The sequence below is a fragment of the Capnocytophaga granulosa ATCC 51502 genome, assembly GCF_000411115.1.
In the GTDB taxonomy this organism is placed as follows: domain Bacteria; phylum Bacteroidota; class Bacteroidia; order Flavobacteriales; family Flavobacteriaceae; genus Capnocytophaga; species Capnocytophaga granulosa.
Genome location: NZ_KE150255.1, coordinates 125,783 through 141,478 on the forward strand (window position 1 = coordinate 125,783; position 15,696 = coordinate 141,478).

Consider the following 15,696-nt stretch of genomic DNA (forward strand, 5'->3'; position numbering starts at 1 on the left):
TGAACAGTGAATAACGAATAGTGAATAGCTAATAACGAACTAATTAGCTCATTGACTCATCGATGAATGATATGCCTTTTTCTTTACAGAAGTTTTTTACCTGCTCGGACATAAGAATAGCCGTGCCGTCAATGGTTTTTAGATTAGGCACCTGAGAGATATCCTCCTCGGTAAGTGATTTGATGTCAAACACATCGTCCTCTCCGTCCCAAAAAGGTATCAACTGTGCATATATTTCATTGCCCCCATCAAAATAGAGTTCTGTAACCAAAGCCGCCAAGGAAGCGGGAATGGGCAAATCCATAAACCATTTCTTTACCTCAGGAATGACCTCAAAGTAATACTCCTCTGGGTCTATGTCGCGTTTGGTATAGTTTTCACAGAAATCATATACGTCAAACTTGGGTTTTAGCACCTCTTGGACATACATCAGTTCTTGTACAACAGCCAATTTAAAATTAAAGCTCTTGAACTGTGCACATTTTCCTTCTGCCTGAGGGAAAGCCCACTTGTTGGGATCTTTTTCCTTACTTGAAGGAACTTCGTTAGGGATATAGCTCACCTCGTAATCACGAAAAGGCATCGCCTCTTGTGCTATGCGCCCCGCTATCGCTTTCTTAGAAAGGTCTTCAAGGTCTTCACTTAACTTTTCTGTATAGAGACAGCTCACATTCCAACTATCTAACACTATATCAAGCCCGAACGAATCCATACTTTGCTCCTTGGAGATATAGGACAAAGGAGATTTTCCTGCTATGGTAAAATCCCCCGTAAAGAGTCCCTTAGGACGCAGGGCAAAATAATCAAAGGTTACTGTACGTTGCCAATCCTTATCCTCCAGTACCCTACAGGCAAGCGTGGCTAAGGTTCCGTCCTTTTTCTCAAAGGCATAGATACCCAAATTGTCCCATAAGTACATAGCGCTGTAAGGAGAATCTTCATCCTTTATAGCGGTTATCTGAGGTTTGCCTAAGGCTTCTGTAAGGCGAGACAGGGAAAACTCTAACAGGAGTTCGTTATTGATGAGCAGCCCTGAGTTGCTGATGTCTATAGTTATTTGTTTTTTTATTATTGACCCTAAAAAATTCTTTATACTCATGAAATTTAGAAACGACTTACATTATTTGACCTTCACCCAGTAATATCTCTTTTCTTTAGCAAAAAAGACATGCCATTGTCCGTTGATCTTAAAGGCTTTTAGGCAACTTGGCGTATTTACGCTTGAAAGCTCTTCCACAGGAAAATACTGGTATAACAAAGAGCTTTTCCCCTTCAGGGCGTGTGTATCTTTGTCAAGGCGTTGCATCTTTAGCCCGCTGAAAAAGCCATCATAATACTCATAAAAAGCCACAACAGACTCTTCGTCCTGCTCCATAATTCGGGTGTCATAGATATCATCCGGCGAAGACACCCTATGTTCTTTGGAAGGCCTGGCTATGGTGTAGAAGTTAAAAGTATCATTAGCATCCATATCTCCATAATACTGCTTTTTTCCCCAGCTTAGATAAGTAGTTCCCCACTCAAATTTCTTTCCTAAAAGAATCTTTTCAAGTAGCTTGGTAGCATTGCACTTTAGGAAATAGACCCCCTTTTCTGTTTTCAACTGAAATACAAAGTTATCTGTCGCTCCTGTGGCAATATCTTGTGTGTGGTGCTCTAACTTCTTAGGATTGTCCAGTAAAGGGTTGAGCGGTATCTTCCCCTCTATCTTACCTGTTTTAGTATCGAGTGTCATCACTTGAAACTCATTTGTATCTTTTTTTTGGACAAGGAAATACATACACTTAGCAGTGGTGTAGGTCTGTACTATTTCATATTCAATATCTTGATAATAAACCTCACGATAAGACCTGTTAGGCTCAGGGGCGACATCAGCAGAGGCTATCTGCTGGTAGAAGAGGGAATCATTTACCCTTTTAGGAACATATTTTGCCCAAACAAAATGACTATTAAGCGTATATAGTGTATCATTTTGAGCATAAAAAGTCACAAAAGCAGTAGCATCAGGCTGCTTTTCCGAATAGATACGTCCTCGTTCTACTTTGTCATTTTGAACATCAAACACCAAGAGTTCTGGGACTGGATAATACTCAGTTCCTTGGGCAAGGTTATATACTTTCTGAGTCTCTTTGTCCAAAGCATAGAGCCTATAGCTGTCAATAAATTCCTGAAAAGTTTCTATATGAACAGGTAGGTGTTTGACCAAGGGAAAGGAGTAGTTTTGGAACCGTTGCCACCATTTCCGCCAATCTTCTTGGGTAGGCTTCTTGGGTAAGGGAACAATACTTTTTAGAAGATAGCTTAGTGAACTTAACTTTTCTTGGGCTAACTCACTCATTAGCTCTTGTTCCTTATATTCCTCGGAACCTCCGACCATTTTCCCGTCCTTATCCACTCCGTCCCAATGCATTATTCCTATAGTAGTTACTTCTTGTTTGTTAGACAAAGCTTCTATCCATTGGGGGATATCCCGAAAGTCATCACTATTATTAATCTCTTGATAGTAGATAGGGATTCCTTTTTTGATTTTCTCCATAGGGGATAAGGGCAGTTCTTCAGGATAAGAGAGGGTTATTTTCTTGCCTTGCTCATCGGTATAGAAGGCTTTCTTAGTATAATAGACATCAGGCGCATTAGGAATCGGGAGTATCTCAAAAGAAATAGGGATATCGTACTTGTAGGTAATTTTGTCACCAAAGAGAGGAATCAACAAGATATGAGAAGTCCCCAACCTCTTAGCGTCTGCTGGACGAAGCTTAAGGAAATAGGCTCTATCCTCAGGGAGATATACATTACCTTTCTCTAATATAAAGAGTGCCCTTCGGATATTGTCATAGAGGTCAATGGTGCGATACTCGTGCTTGAACTCACCTGTAACCATCAACTCTTGTGCCAAAGCCGTACAGCTGAAGAAGAAAGTCCATATTATATATCTTATCATTGCTCTTATAATTAAGTTAATAAACTTTTATTATTGTTATAGTTTTCGTATGTTTTTGAATAGGTGAGACAGTGTCTCACTTATTCGAGTATGGGGCAAAGATAATGAAAATTCCCCTAACCTTATAAGGGAGTTAGGGGAATTTTTAGAGGAGAGGAAAGATTACTTTCTTATAAAAACTTCTTAGCTTCGTTGGCAATAGCGGCAATAAGCTCGTTACTAACTCTATTGCTTAGTTGGCGGGTATGAATAAGAATACGTTTGTTATCTTTGCTAAAATGCAAATTGTACCAATATTTTTCGCCTACTTTTATTGGTTCTCCTTCCCATTGTACATCAAAGATCTGCTGCATATCGAATTTATATCTTTTGGGGTAATGCCCAGCCGCTACAATCACAATAGGAAACTCTTTGAAAAAAGGCAACGCAAAGAGGGGCTTACGTTCTTCTATAGACTGTTTTCTAAGGGCTTCTATCTCGTTATCCTTGTAACTTTCTTTGGTAGGATAATCGCTAAGCTCAGTGATGAAGAACTCCTTTTGGAAATTGATTTTCTGAAGTTTTTCTCCTTGTAAAAATAGCTGTTCGTAGAGTTTTTCGTAGTTTAAATAGGTACGACTAGTTCCTCCTTTTTTGCTTTTATCCCAACTATTATATTGATTGCCGTAAGCATATAAGGGATTGTGAGAGATAGTTCGCTCTCCATCATAGTTAGGCACCTCATTGGTGGAGAGTATGTGCTCCCATTGAGATACATTACTTTGGAAGAGCTCTTCTTTCTTCTTTTCTAAATTTTCGGTAGTCTCTTCTTTGCTAATGTGTGCCGCTTCTTTACCTATTACCAATACTTTCCCATTAGGGTTTCCATACCCTACAAATAGGTTGTTTTCTTTGCAGTATTGTACTACTTGCTTGAATTTTTCTGTGTACATATAATTTAAATCTTTTAAAATGTTATATTCTTTTCTAAGGATGCGTTCGGGTATTCCGTTTAGATAATAAACGGTCTCCCACAAGTCATTTTCAAAATAAGTGTGGATATATTTCTCTATTTCATTACCTTCCGCATCATATCGAATACAAGAAAAGATATTCCCTTCACATCCATCAAACATTGAAAAACCTTTAGGTTCTTCTTGGTAATCAATATCCTTGTAAAGAACTACACTTTTCATGCCTCCTGCACTGAGGGTTGTGCGTTCTACCTTTCCTTCAAAAAACTTATAAGAGACTGTTTCTCTGAGTTCTAGGTCTTTGTAGAAGATCTCATAGAACTTTGCCTCAATTATTCTCCCCTCTTCGTCATAACGAATAATTTTTTTATCCCCATTATGAGAATACACTATTTTTGCCCCTGTCTGATCATACTCAACAAGTCCTTCTAGATCTGATTCCTCTTCTATTATATCATCAGAGTTGCCATTTACTATTTTGGTTTTTCCTCCCCAATTTCGGATATATTGTAAAAACTTCCCATTTTCATCATATTCCCATTCTTCAGTATAACCACAGAGATCCCTTACCCTACTACGAAGAGAACCATTCTCATAATAAACAAACCTTCGGCTATGCACTATCTTATCAAACATAGAACAGTTCCACTGTGCCAATATTTCTTCCGTATCATATTCAAAGGTAAAAAGAACCTTTTTCAAAGAATAGGTATCTAAAACAATCGATGTTATAAGACCTTTTTCATTGTAATTTTCTACTTGTTTTAAAACAGAGGGCATTGTAAGCCTTTGAAGAGACATTCTAGATATTTCCTTTGGAAGAGATATGGTATGAGAGGTATGACGAATCACATCTATCATATATTCCATCGTTTCCCAGAGATAGTGGGGCAAATGAATCTCATCTACACCCAAGAATTTTCCTACCTCAACCGTATTATCTTCTGTCTTTATGGCTTGGTATTCCTTGTAACTTATCTCAACGGTTTTACCTGCAAAGAATTTGTTGGCCGGTATCTTTTCTATATAAAGAGAAGCATCTTTTTTAGTTAACATATAATTTTTGTTTTTAGTTATACTTTACCCAAGAAATGTTTCCGTTTTTTTAGGTAACTTAAATCTTTTAGGCATTCAATTAAATACTTCTTATTTTCCCTCCATATTGGTTTCTCAGTTCCATATCACCATTTTTAAGCGTTATAAGAACATCTGTACCATGGAAAATAGCTTTTACTACATTACTTTCAGCAATTGTAGATTTGCGACCTCCATAATCATTACAAAGATCTGTTTTACCATTACTATAGGTAATTAGTATTTGCTTTTCATCATTGCTAAGAGCTGCATCTACCACATTTTTTTCTGCAATAGTTCTCAATTTTCCTCCATTATCATTGAGGAGGTCTAACTTTCCTTTTACAATTTTTAAAATCATTTTGCATTGTGTTTAAAATATCGCCTACTCTAAAAGGTTTTCGGCTTCCCCTATTTGTTGCTTTAGATAAAAGGTTGCGGGCATCCCGTTTTGCTTAGCTCGAAGCCCGACCAAAGGCAAGTGTAAAGCAAAAGGAACGCCCGCAATACGCAAGCGCTTCCACTTTACTTTCCTACACTTTTTAATATTGGTCGTATTTCGAGCTAGAAAATAAAAGCGAAACGTTATTATATATTATCTATTTCTGTACTGTCAGTTTTTCGTATAAATTTTATTAATTTGCTGACAAAGATACGAAATTATTTTTATACTAACGTCCTTTTGCTGTATTTTTTATTTTTATAGTCAATTGCATTTAGAATACGAATGAATAGAATGAGAGATTATTCTTCACCTACTCTTTTTCAAGGGAGAATTGCCTCACATACTCCCGCTTTCGTAGACTTTGACCCTACAGCTGCTCACACTAATTTTTCGCAAACCATTTTTGTTTGACTATAATTCTTTTCCAAATCTGAGAATTTTCCTGCTTCCCATCGTAAATAAATACTCCCCAAAGTGTTCTGGTTATAGTGCTTTGATAAAACAAATTCTGCCATTGCTGCAGTAGGTAGATGCCCCTGCTCATCCCATTCAGAGATATTATAGTATTCAGGTCGGTAGAGAAACAAAATAACATCGGCATTTTCTTCAATGCTAATATCTTTAAAATCGCAAAGCTGAGGACGTTTATGTTTTGTAGGATATTCCAATCTGCGCGAAACCTGAGCTAAAGCAACAATAGGAATATTTAATTTTCGAGCGAGTTCTTTTAATTGCTGAGAAATAACAACCTCTGTTTGTTTTTTGTTTTCTATTAATTGCAAGTAATCAATAACAATTAATCTAATATCGTGCTCAATAAAGAGTTTTTCTGCTTTTTTACAGATATTATCTACAGAGAGATGTTGAGTGTCATCTACATATATGGGAGCATTCTCAAGTTTGTCTATATAAGTATTGAATATTTTTCTTTCTTGATCATCTAATATGTCTGTACGCAGTTTATCTGTTGTTAAAGATGTTTGCTGAGAAACAAAGCGTGTTAGTAATTGTAAAGAACTCATTTCTAAAGAAAATAAAGCTACGGGTATATTCCTTTCTACAGCTATATGATGTAACATAGACAATGCAAAAGCAGTCTTTCCCATAGCAGGACGTGCTCCAATAACCACAAATTTTCCTCTTTCCCATCCTAAAATTAGAGCGTCAAGTTCTCTAAAACCTGTAGAAATCACATTGACCTCGTCTCTCTTAAAGTCTAATCTATTAGATAATTTTTTTATTGCTAAATAACTTCCTTCCATTTGATAATATTTTTAAAATAAATATGCGGGCATCCCATTTTGCTTAGCTCGAAGCCCGACCAAAGGCAAGAGGGGAACAACATTAAATTTACCTAAACAAACATTACCATTCTCATCTGTTGCAATGTCATATTCCTTGTAAGAGGTTGCTACTTTTTTACCTGCAAAAGAGGTGTTAGATTTCATTACAGGTATGTAAGGTATTGAGGCTGTAGTGAATCTTAATCCTTCGTCTTTTAATTTCATCGTTGTATGTTTTTTAGTGAGTGCCTACTCTGAAAAGTTTTCGGCTTCCCTTGTTCCTTTAGATTTCGGGGCAAAGGTAATCACCCAAATGAACATTACTTGTCGTTTTGAAAAAAAATCGTATCTTTGTGTAAAAAAAAAAAATGACTACTGTAGCTATTTTCCTTAGACACCAGTTTATTATCCAACAATTACGGATTTATGGTGCTTTGTCTTATACTAAAATAAAAAATAATTATGAAGATAGATTTGGTGATACCTTTGAACTACGTACATTGCAGCGAGATATCAAGGATATTGAGTGTATCTATAAGATAAAAATCAAATGTTTCAAACGCTTCAAATCCGATAGTGTCTATAGAATTGTAGAAGAAGGAGATGCTTCTGTAGAGGATTTGCTGGAAGCCTTTGATGTATTTCAGGCCTTTCAAGAAGATGAAGACAGTTATCGGTATGTAGTGTTTGACCCTCGTCAATCATCAGGCACTCAACATCTTAGTTTCCTTATCAAAGCCATTATACAACAGAAACGAATTGAGTTCCGTTACCAAAAGCGTTATCCCCCTAAGGAGGTATTAACTCGTACTATAGACCCCTATCTGCTTAAAGAGTCCCAGCGCAGGTGGTATCTGTTAGGAATGGATGTACAAAAGGAACAATGGCGGATTTTTGCTCTTGACTGTATGGAAGATCTCGAAGAAAAAGGACGTGGAGCGCATGATAGGGAAAAGGCAAAGCAAGCACAAACATTCTTTGATGATAGTTTCAGTTCATGGGTAGGAGACGGACAACTAAAAGCCGAAAAAGTTATCCTTTCCTTTAGGAGAAACGAAAAGGATTCGTTTTTTACACCGAATCCTGCCGAATATCTTAGAGCCATGCCTTTGCATCGCTCTCAGGTATTTATCAAAGATACCCCTGAGGAGATTGTTCTCTCTCTACAAATAAAAATCACCCCCGACTTTGTCAAGGAGATTCTCTCCTATGGGGCGCATGTGAAGGTGGTTGCCCCTGAGCACTTGGCCGAGCGGGTCAAAAGTGAGATAAAAAACGCGCTACAACTCTATGATAATTGAATAAAAATTCGTGACCTTGTATAGCTTTTTATTTAGGGCTTTTCCCTGTAAAGTCTTATTTGCAAGGGGCGAATTATATCGTATATAGGAGGGCGAATTGCCATTCGCCCCTACAACTGCTCATGCTAATTTTTCGCAAACCACTTCCCTCTGCTGGCGCGAGCTTGTAGCTCGTGCCTACTATTAAGTAGCGCTTTTGGCTCTTTATAGGAGCTACAAGCTCCATAATTATAGGTACGAGCTACAAGCTCGCACCAGCGGCGAATTGCCTCTCATACAAGAGGGCGAATTGTCCCGCATATAGGAGGGCGAATTGCCTCACATACTCCGCTTTCGCGGACTTTACCCCTACAGTTGCTCATGCTAATTTTTCTCAAACCACTTCCCTCTGCTGGCGCGAACTACAAGCTCGCGCCTACTATTAAGTAGCGTCTTTGGCTCTTTATAGGAGCTACAAGCTCCATAATCATTGGTACGAGCTGCAAGCTCGCACCAGCGGGGGAGTTAGGGGAATTTTTAGAGGGAAGGAAAGATTACTTTTCTTCTTTTTTTCTTTCTAAGATAAAAAAGTGGTAAGTAGTCTCAAAGGGTTTATCTACCTTGATTGTAACTTCTATAGGCTTAAGAGATTTTTTTTCAGATTCCAAAGAACTAAACTGTTTTTCAAGAAGTTCTTTCCATTGAGTTTCTTCAGAATATCTTTCTGCAAACATAGTTTTAATTCCCCAATCTTCCTCGTAGGCTTTCCTTATCTCCTCATTACCATTACATATAATTGAGATTAAATAGTCACATTCTATCCTTTTCTCAAAATAGTTTCTAAGAGATTCTTCTTTTATTTGAGAATCTTCAGGAAAATGATACTTGAACTCTATAAGTATTTTCTCCTTTGAAGATTTATTTACAAGTGCTAGATCTATACGGATATTTTTATTAGAAACTTTTTTATTACGAACTCGATACTCTGCAATAGCTCTTTCATTTTCTTGTTTGTATTTTTGATTAAATAGCTCAACTAATAGATTTCGAATTTGGATCTCTTGTTTTAGGTTAAAAAAATTGTCATTGAGTTCTGCTAATTGTACTCTAAACTCATCTGAACGAATGATTTTTAATAGTTTATAAAACATTTGATATTATTTTTAATATTTGCCTACTCTGAAAGGTTTTCGGCTTTCCCTATTTGTTTCTTTAGATCATAAGGCAGTGGGGCGAGCTTGTAGCTAGTGCCTACTATTAAGTAGCGCTTTTGGCTCTTTATGGGAGCTACAAGCTCCATAATCATAGGTACGAGCTACAAGCTCGCACCAGCGGAGGCTCGACCAAAGGCAAGAGGGGGACGACTGACAAAGATACAAAATTATCTTTATACTAACATCCTTTTGCATTACTTTTTTTAATTCTCTTCTGTTTTTTCTCCGTAGGATATGATATGTAATTCTTTTTGTAGTTTTTTCGCCTTAGTAATACTATCTTTGGTACCTTTTGATTGTCCGTCCCAAAAGGCAAAGACCACATCGGCGTTTTCAATGATTTGAGTGTTACGTACCAGGGTTGCTCCACGCCCGTATTTTTGGTAATCAGGCTTGAAAACCAAGAGAGGAATGTCCATCTCAGTGGCAAATTGAGCGGCAAGGGTATCGGCTCCTTTAGCACCCCCCGATACGATGTTTTCAGGTGTCTCATGCGTGTCTATATACGCTAAAAGGCTTTCTTTCAATAGGGTATAGTCGCTAAAATCGCGCCCCCCAACAATGGCTATATTCATATCATTTATTTTTTATGGTGCAAAGGTCTTTGCTTATCGCGCCAAAACTTGTCGCTCTAAGAAAAAAGTTTTATCTTTGCCAAAAAAACAAATGAGCTTAGTCAATAACTTTCTTAGGCATCGCTTCCTTATAGAACGGCTACGCATGGCGGCTTGTTCGCTTGGGGATTTTGAAGATGATTTAGCCCACAGCGGGGAATATGCAGAAGTAAAGCCTTTTAGCAAACGTACCTTACAGCGTGATATAAAAGACATTAGAGAAATCTATCACATTGATATTCAATATAATAAATCCATTAAGAAATATGAGATTGTGGAGGATAATGACCTCTATGCTCAAAATCTTTTTGAGGCATTCGATGTCTTTAGAGCGCTGCAAAATCATGGAAATCTCTCCAAACTTATTGCTTTTGACCATCGCTACCCCAAGGGTACTTCTCACCCAGCAGGCACCCAACATCTCTCTACTTTGCTACAAGCTATCAAGCAAAAGAAGCAGCTACAATTGCACTACTACAAGTTTTGGGGAAGCAAAGAGGTACAAGTACGCACTATTGAACCTTATTTGCTCAAGGAATCACAACACAGATGGTATGTATTGGCCTTGGATGTGGATAAGAAAGCCCTTAGAATATTTGGTCTTGATCGTATTATGGCTATTGAGGATAGGGGAATTAAGCGCATGCAACGCTCGCCTCAAGGAATTGAACGTTTTTTTGATGATAGTTTTGGGGTATGGGTGGATAACGACCGCACTAAAGCCGAGAAGGTCGTCCTCTCCTTCAGGAGAAATGAAAAGGATTCGTTTTTTATACCGAATCCTGCTGAATACCTTAGAGCCATGCCGCTGCACCGCTCCCAAGTCTTTCTCAAAGATACCCCCGAAGAGATCGTTCTCTCTCTACAAATAAAAATCACCCCTGACTTTGTCAAGGAGATTCTCTCCTATGGGGCGCATGTGAAGGTGGTTGCCCCTGAGCACTTGGCCGAGCGGGTCAAAAGTGAGATAAAAAACGCGCTACAACTCTATGATAATTGAATAAAAATTCGTAACTTTGCGTGCCTTTTTATTCAAAACAAGCCTCAAGAGACTTGTTAAGTATTAATTTTTAATCTGTTTTATAATGAGTACAACCATTAGAGAATTAGAACCAAAAGAGGTGTGGAATCGCTTTGCGGACATCAACGCAGTGCCTCGTCCCTCCAAAAAAGAACAAAAGATCACTGCCTTCATGGTGGATTTCGGTAAGAAATTGGGTCTTGAGACCACTTCCGATGCCTATGGAAATGTGATTATCCGAAAACCTGCTACGGCTGGATTAGAACACAAAAAGCCTATCATCCTCCAATCTCACTTGGATATGGTATGCCAAAAGAACAATGACACGGTCTTTGACTTTGACAATCAAGGCATAGAAACTTATATAGACGGCGACTGGGTACGTGCCAAAGGTACTACCCTAGGGGCAGACAATGGTATGGGCGTGGCTGCCATTATGGCTATCTTGGAGAGCAAAACCATCGCGCACCCTGCTCTTGAGGCGCTCTTCACCACTGATGAGGAAACAGGTATGACAGGTGCTCAGAAGCTTAGCAATGATGCCCTCAAAGGAGAAATCCTCCTAAACCTTGATACTGAGCTAGACACCGAGATAGAAATCGGTTGTGCAGGTGGGATAGATGTTTCCGCTTATGCTGACTACAAAGAGGAAGCTACCCCTAGTGATGTTGTGGCTTATCACATAGTGGTAACAGGACTTTTGGGCGGACACAGTGGTATGGAAATCCACATAGGTCGTGGCAATGCCAATAAGATTATGAATCGTGTCCTCTTCCATCAATATGAAAAACATGGGCTACGCTTGGCACAGTTGCATGGTGGCGGTTTGCGCAATGCTATTCCTCGAGAGAGTGAAGCCATCGTAGTGGTGCCTAAGAAAAACCAAGCGGCTTTTGAAAAAGAATTCAAAGAAAACGCCGAACATATCTTCAAAGAACTACAACCTGTAGAGACACAGCTCTCTATCTCCTTCAAAGAAACCAAAACTCCTGAAAAAGTGATGGAAGCCAGCGCACAAGTGGCTTTCCTTAGAGCGGTAGCCGCTGCTCCTTGTGGGGTGTATGCTATGAGCCGCAATGTGGAAGGCTTGGTAGAGGCCAGCAACAACATCGCTAATATCAAGGTGGAAGCAGGTAAAATAGCTGTACTCTGTATGACCCGTTCTTCTGTGGAGAGCAGCAAGCAGGACTTGGCACATAGTCTTGGTGCGGCCTTTGAATTGGCGGGCTACAAGGTTGAGTTTACTGGAGCTTACCCAGGTTGGGAGCCTAACCCACACTCCCCTATTTTGCAGGTATTGAAGGATGTTTATGTACGTTTGTTCCAAGAAGAGCCCAATGTAGCGGCTATCCATGCAGGATTGGAATGTGGTCTTTTGGGCGAACACTTCCCTCATATTGACATGATTAGCTTCGGCCCTACCATACTTGGTGCGCACTCTCCTAACGAAAGAGTAAGTATCAAGTCTGTACAGAAATTCTGGAAATATCTTTTGGAAATTCTGAAGAATACCCCAGAATAGTGACCAATGACTAGTGACCAATGGCTAGTGACTAATGGCTAGTGACCAATGACTAGTGACCAATGACTAGTGACTAATGACTAACCGATTAAGATACAATAAACTCACATCTCTATAGAAGACTACGCTAATCAAGGAGTTATCTTAGCTAGCGCATGTGTAGAGACGTGAGTTTATTGCGTTTTGTTCGTGGAAATTACAGAGTTACGCTTAGTTGTTGCATCGTTCTCTCGGTGAAAATCCGTGTTTCACATACCCAGCTGTGAGCACTCGCTGGCTTTATGGGAGAAAAAATATAATTAAGGTGTCAAAATAATTTCATATATTTACACTCTGAAAATGAATGTATTATGGAATTATTTAAGGGACAAAGCCTCTTAGAGTTTACTGAACGCTTTAAAACAGACTTAGATTGCGAAGAATATATAGCTTCTTTAAAGTGGGAAGATGGATATTGCTGTCGCAAATGTGGTCATAAAAAATACCAAGTCAGAAAAGATTTTTCACGCACTTGTAATATCTGTGGAGATACGGAAAGTCCTACTGCTGGAACACTATTTTATGCAAAAAGTCAGTGAAGCTATGAAATCCAGTGAATCGCACAAATTGAATGATAGCGTTTAGGTTGATGAATTTAACATAGACCAATATTTAGCGGAATACAGTTTTAGAATCAATCGCTCACAGAGCAAAGAGACTATCTTTAACAAATTAATGAAAAGAATTGTAGAGCGTTCTCCCATTTCCCAAAGTCAATTAGTATGTAGCTAAATAGACACCTCAATTATTCTATTTTACTTGAAAAGAATGGTAATAACTCTACTAAAGATAAAAATGGTAAAGATAGATACTATATAAAACCTTTCTTTAAAAACGTGTTTAAACTTTTTTGAGGAACTTGGATATAAATCCTAATAGGAGCATTCCAATCCAAGTTACATCAAGATACTTATGTCTCATTATCAAAACTTTATACCCGTAAAATCAACCATTTGCTTGTTCAATCTTAAATCTATTTTGTACAATTCTTCATCAAAATAAACATCTGGTTGCTCTCCATTTTGGGGGTTAGGTTTGATATTTGTTATCAAATCCTACATCAGCATTGAGAAACAGACCTGTGATTTACAGCTTTAGGGCTTCCCATAGCTATCATTTGTCCTTTATTATCACACAAAAATACTATTTGTGGTTATGGCTTTGATATAATAAGGGTGAAAAAAACACTTTAACGCCCCAAAATTTAATATTTTATATTTGGTAAGGAGTAAAATAGTTAGTATTTTTGGGGCGTTAAACTAAAACATGTCTAATACTAAAATAAATAAATCATAATTAATATTTTATATTTATGGAAAATTGTGTTTATTATGGTGAATACTCACTTAGCCATTGGATTAAATTAATTTTGAAGGAGAATATATCTTTACCTATCTATCAGAGAAGTTTTGTTTGGAATGAAAACAAAGTAAAGACTTTAATCAAAACATTAGAAAATAAATTGTTTATTCCTCCTGTTACTATAGGAGCATTTAATATGGAAAAAAATAGATCTAACTTGATATTAGATGGACAGCAAAGACTGACTAGTCTATTATTATCATATTTAGATATTTTCCCTAATAAAGAAAAATTTATAGAAAAGAACACAACTATCTATTTAAATGACAATGATGATGATGAAGATGAAGACCAGAATAATAGGATAGAATGGACTTTTGAAAAATTATTAGAGTTAGGTAATACAAAAGAAAAAATACTAAACAATATTAAGAACTCTGATGAATATGTGAAATTGAATATTGAAACATCTATAAAAGAAGATTTTTTTGACAATCATTTTTTAGGCTTCACTTATATTGTCCCTCAGACTAATGATAAACAAGGACAACAAAGGTTTTATTCTTCCGTTTTTAGAAATATCAATATACAAGGAGAGTCTCTATCAATTCAAGAAAGTAGAAAATCATTATATTTTTTAAATGACTACTTTATTCCCTTTTTTGAGACTAACCCAGCAAAAGATTTAAAGGTAAAACAATCGGGGCAAATTAAAAATGTAGATTTTATTAAATATCTTTCTTTCTTATTTCAATACAAAAAAGATAATAATACAAGAAAACTTGCTCAAGGTTTTTCTGGAAAAAAGGGAACTAATAAAACAATAGAAACTTATTATGAAGAATTCATCTATTCAATTGTAGGAGAGAGAGAATCTAATTTATTTGAAGATTTTAGGGTTGTCTTTCCTGATAATTTTTTAGACCGATTTAGAAATTTAGAAAAATGTATTTCCATTTTAATTGATAATAAAGAATTTCCTTCTGTTATTAATTTAGATATGTATTTATTTGGATTGGTCTATAAAATAGTATTTCAGAATAAAAGTATAGATATAGATAAAAAAACTATTTTAATAAATGAATTAAACTCAAGAATAGAGAATTTTAAAGGGGTAAAAAATCATTTAAAATCTCCTGCAAGTCTAAAATATTTGAGGGAACGTATTAACGATTCTATAGAAATATATGATAAATATGAAGCACAATAATCACAATAGTTTTATTCTTACTTCTATAACTAAAATATTAGAGGAAGCTATTTCAGCCACGACAGGTATAGGAGATGGTATAGAAACTTATGCTCTTTATGATTATGTTATGCAATCTGTATTCTTAAAAATGACAGGAGCGCAAGAGCAAAAGATGAAATGTATTTGCTGGGAATTGGCAACTAATGATTATGAATTTAGAAAGGATTTTTTAATAGGGAATGATAAGCTAAGTGTAAAAGGAATGTCTCGTTATGATGATAAACAAAAAGTTTATATAGAGTTGATTAAACAAATAGAGAAGAACAATCCTAGAATTAATATAGAAGAAATTCTTGATAAGAAGAAGATAAGAAAGGATATAAGATATTACTTAAGAAAAATATTTGAAAACACTAACTTTGCTATTTGGGGAAGAAAAGGCTATGACCAAATTTATTCATTTTTCGAAAAATCAGTAACAGTAAAACATTTCGGAGATGATAATAATTTGTTTACTAAGTTTTCTAAAAAAGAGAATGAAGATATAGCTGAATGCTTACAAGAAAGATATGAACAACTTTATCATCATAGAAACCGTTGTGCTCATAATACATTGTCTTATCAACAAAATCTACCTACTTTAGACACCTTAAGGAAAGAAGAATATGTATATGAAAACTATTTCATTTATTTTTCAATACTGATTTTAATAGATGAGATAATGATGAAATTATACCAAAAATATTTAGAAGTAATTGATTATAATTAGTGAAAGCCTAAATTAATATATTGAGGCGTCAAAATAATTTCATATAT

At 36.6% G+C, this 15,696-nt stretch carries 15 protein-coding genes and 1 pseudogene; 6 read left to right on the forward strand and 10 right to left on the reverse strand.

Annotated features, from left to right (window positions below):
- Positions 1–43 precede the first annotated feature (43 nt).
- The 6 genes from HMPREF9331_RS08090 to HMPREF9331_RS08115 all read right to left on the reverse strand — a co-directional run bounded on the left by HMPREF9331_RS08090 (position 44) and on the right by HMPREF9331_RS08115 (position 6,921).
- Positions 44–1,099 carry a DUF6892 domain-containing protein gene (locus tag HMPREF9331_RS08090; RefSeq protein ID WP_016420475.1) on the reverse strand — a complete coding sequence of 352 codons (1,056 nt, stop codon included), beginning with the start codon at positions 1,097–1,099 and terminating at the stop codon, positions 44–46.
- 21 nt (positions 1,100–1,120) lie between these two features.
- A complete protein-coding gene (locus HMPREF9331_RS08095; protein WP_016420476.1) occupies positions 1,121–2,941 on the reverse strand; it encodes a hypothetical protein in 1,821 nt (606 codons plus the stop codon).
- Positions 2,942–3,111: 170 nt separating this feature from the next.
- Positions 3,112–4,950: a hypothetical protein gene (locus HMPREF9331_RS13330; protein WP_016420477.1), complete on the reverse strand. Its 1,839-nt coding sequence runs from the start codon at positions 4,948–4,950 to the stop codon at positions 3,112–3,114.
- A gap of 79 nt (positions 4,951–5,029) precedes the next feature.
- Positions 5,030–5,329 carry a hypothetical protein gene (locus HMPREF9331_RS08105; RefSeq protein WP_016420478.1) on the reverse strand — a complete coding sequence of 100 codons (300 nt, stop codon included), beginning with the start codon at positions 5,327–5,329 and terminating at the stop codon, positions 5,030–5,032.
- A 461-nt stretch (positions 5,330–5,790) separates the two neighbouring features.
- The gene (locus tag HMPREF9331_RS08110; RefSeq protein WP_016420479.1) at positions 5,791–6,675 is read right to left on the reverse strand and encodes a DnaB-like helicase C-terminal domain-containing protein; all 885 of its coding nucleotides are present in this window, start codon (positions 6,673–6,675) and stop codon (positions 5,791–5,793) included.
- Positions 6,676–6,687: 12 nt separating this feature from the next.
- Positions 6,688–6,921, reverse strand: coding sequence for a hypothetical protein (locus HMPREF9331_RS08115; protein ID WP_016420480.1), 234 nt, complete (start codon positions 6,919–6,921; stop codon positions 6,688–6,690).
- 143 nt (positions 6,922–7,064) lie between these two features.
- Here HMPREF9331_RS08115 and HMPREF9331_RS08120 point away from each other — a divergent pair, with 143 nt between their 5' ends.
- Complete coding sequence (locus HMPREF9331_RS08120) at positions 7,065–7,997, forward strand: helix-turn-helix transcriptional regulator (protein WP_016420481.1); 933 nt, start codon at positions 7,065–7,067, stop codon at positions 7,995–7,997.
- 73 nt (positions 7,998–8,070) lie between these two features.
- On the opposite strand, the gene HMPREF9331_RS12965 is transcribed toward HMPREF9331_RS08120, so the two are convergent.
- The 4 genes from HMPREF9331_RS12965 to HMPREF9331_RS08130 form a co-directional block, all read right to left on the reverse strand.
- Positions 8,071–8,223, reverse strand: coding sequence for a hypothetical protein (locus HMPREF9331_RS12965; RefSeq protein WP_155848680.1), 153 nt, complete (start codon positions 8,221–8,223; stop codon positions 8,071–8,073).
- Positions 8,224–8,530: 307 nt separating this feature from the next.
- Positions 8,531–9,127: a hypothetical protein gene (locus tag HMPREF9331_RS08125; RefSeq protein WP_016420482.1), complete on the reverse strand. Its 597-nt coding sequence runs from the start codon at positions 9,125–9,127 to the stop codon at positions 8,531–8,533.
- 23 nt (positions 9,128–9,150) lie between these two features.
- On the reverse strand, positions 9,151–9,276 hold the full coding sequence (locus tag HMPREF9331_RS13435; RefSeq protein WP_262482227.1) for a hypothetical protein: 126 nt from the start codon (positions 9,274–9,276) through the stop codon (positions 9,151–9,153).
- A gap of 117 nt (positions 9,277–9,393) precedes the next feature.
- Positions 9,394–9,765, reverse strand: coding sequence for a DUF2493 domain-containing protein (locus HMPREF9331_RS08130; protein WP_016420483.1), 372 nt, complete (start codon positions 9,763–9,765; stop codon positions 9,394–9,396).
- A gap of 91 nt (positions 9,766–9,856) precedes the next feature.
- On the opposite strand from HMPREF9331_RS08130, the gene HMPREF9331_RS08135 reads away from it, so the two are divergent.
- The 5 genes and pseudogenes from HMPREF9331_RS08135 to HMPREF9331_RS08155 all read left to right on the forward strand — a co-directional run bounded on the left by HMPREF9331_RS08135 (position 9,857) and on the right by HMPREF9331_RS08155 (position 15,649).
- Positions 9,857–10,804 (forward strand): helix-turn-helix transcriptional regulator, encoded by a 948-nt coding sequence (locus HMPREF9331_RS08135; protein ID WP_016420484.1) that lies wholly within the window; start codon positions 9,857–9,859, stop codon positions 10,802–10,804.
- 85 nt (positions 10,805–10,889) lie between these two features.
- Positions 10,890–12,347 (forward strand): aminoacyl-histidine dipeptidase, encoded by a 1,458-nt coding sequence (locus HMPREF9331_RS08140; RefSeq protein ID WP_016420485.1) that lies wholly within the window; start codon positions 10,890–10,892, stop codon positions 12,345–12,347.
- Between the two features lie 350 nt (positions 12,348–12,697).
- Positions 12,698–12,910 (forward strand): annotated as a pseudogene (locus HMPREF9331_RS13530) (IS1595 family transposase); the annotation flags it as partial.
- Positions 12,911–13,698: 788 nt separating this feature from the next.
- The gene (locus HMPREF9331_RS08150) at positions 13,699–14,898 is read left to right on the forward strand and encodes a DUF262 domain-containing protein (RefSeq protein WP_016420487.1); all 1,200 of its coding nucleotides are present in this window, start codon (positions 13,699–13,701) and stop codon (positions 14,896–14,898) included.
- Positions 14,885–15,649 carry a hypothetical protein gene (locus HMPREF9331_RS08155; RefSeq protein ID WP_016420488.1) on the forward strand — a complete coding sequence of 255 codons (765 nt, stop codon included), beginning with the start codon at positions 14,885–14,887 and terminating at the stop codon, positions 15,647–15,649. The genes HMPREF9331_RS08150 and HMPREF9331_RS08155 overlap by 14 nt, the downstream gene beginning before the upstream one ends.
- Positions 15,650–15,696: the final 47 nt, after the last annotated feature.

Coding starts and splice junctions, on each gene's coding strand:
- HMPREF9331_RS13435 (WP_262482227.1), bottom strand. CDS start 9,276: ATGGAGCTTGTAGCTCCCATAAAGAGCCAAAAGCGCTACTTAATAGTA.
- HMPREF9331_RS08135 (WP_016420484.1), top strand. CDS start 9,857: ATGAGCTTAGTCAATAACTTTCTTAGGCATCGCTTCCTTATAGAACGG.
- HMPREF9331_RS08110 (WP_016420479.1), bottom strand. CDS start 6,675: ATGGAAGGAAGTTATTTAGCAATAAAAAAATTATCTAATAGATTAGAC.
- HMPREF9331_RS08115 (WP_016420480.1), bottom strand. CDS start 6,921: ATGAAATTAAAAGACGAAGGATTAAGATTCACTACAGCCTCAATACCT.
- HMPREF9331_RS12965 (WP_155848680.1), bottom strand. CDS start 8,223: ATGGAGCTTGTAGCTCCTATAAAGAGCCAAAAGCGCTACTTAATAGTA.
- HMPREF9331_RS08130 (WP_016420483.1), bottom strand. CDS start 9,765: ATGAATATAGCCATTGTTGGGGGGCGCGATTTTAGCGACTATACCCTA.
- HMPREF9331_RS08155 (WP_016420488.1), top strand. CDS start 14,885: ATGAAGCACAATAATCACAATAGTTTTATTCTTACTTCTATAACTAAA.
- HMPREF9331_RS08150 (WP_016420487.1), top strand. CDS start 13,699: ATGGAAAATTGTGTTTATTATGGTGAATACTCACTTAGCCATTGGATT.
- HMPREF9331_RS08090 (WP_016420475.1), bottom strand. CDS start 1,099: ATGAGTATAAAGAATTTTTTAGGGTCAATAATAAAAAAACAAATAACT.
- HMPREF9331_RS08120 (WP_016420481.1), top strand. CDS start 7,065: ATGACTACTGTAGCTATTTTCCTTAGACACCAGTTTATTATCCAACAA.
- HMPREF9331_RS08125 (WP_016420482.1), bottom strand. CDS start 9,127: ATGTTTTATAAACTATTAAAAATCATTCGTTCAGATGAGTTTAGAGTA.
- HMPREF9331_RS08095 (WP_016420476.1), bottom strand. CDS start 2,941: ATGATAAGATATATAATATGGACTTTCTTCTTCAGCTGTACGGCTTTG.
- HMPREF9331_RS13330 (WP_016420477.1), bottom strand. CDS start 4,950: ATGTTAACTAAAAAAGATGCTTCTCTTTATATAGAAAAGATACCGGCC.
- HMPREF9331_RS08140 (WP_016420485.1), top strand. CDS start 10,890: ATGAGTACAACCATTAGAGAATTAGAACCAAAAGAGGTGTGGAATCGC.
- HMPREF9331_RS08105 (WP_016420478.1), bottom strand. CDS start 5,329: ATGATTTTAAAAATTGTAAAAGGAAAGTTAGACCTCCTCAATGATAAT.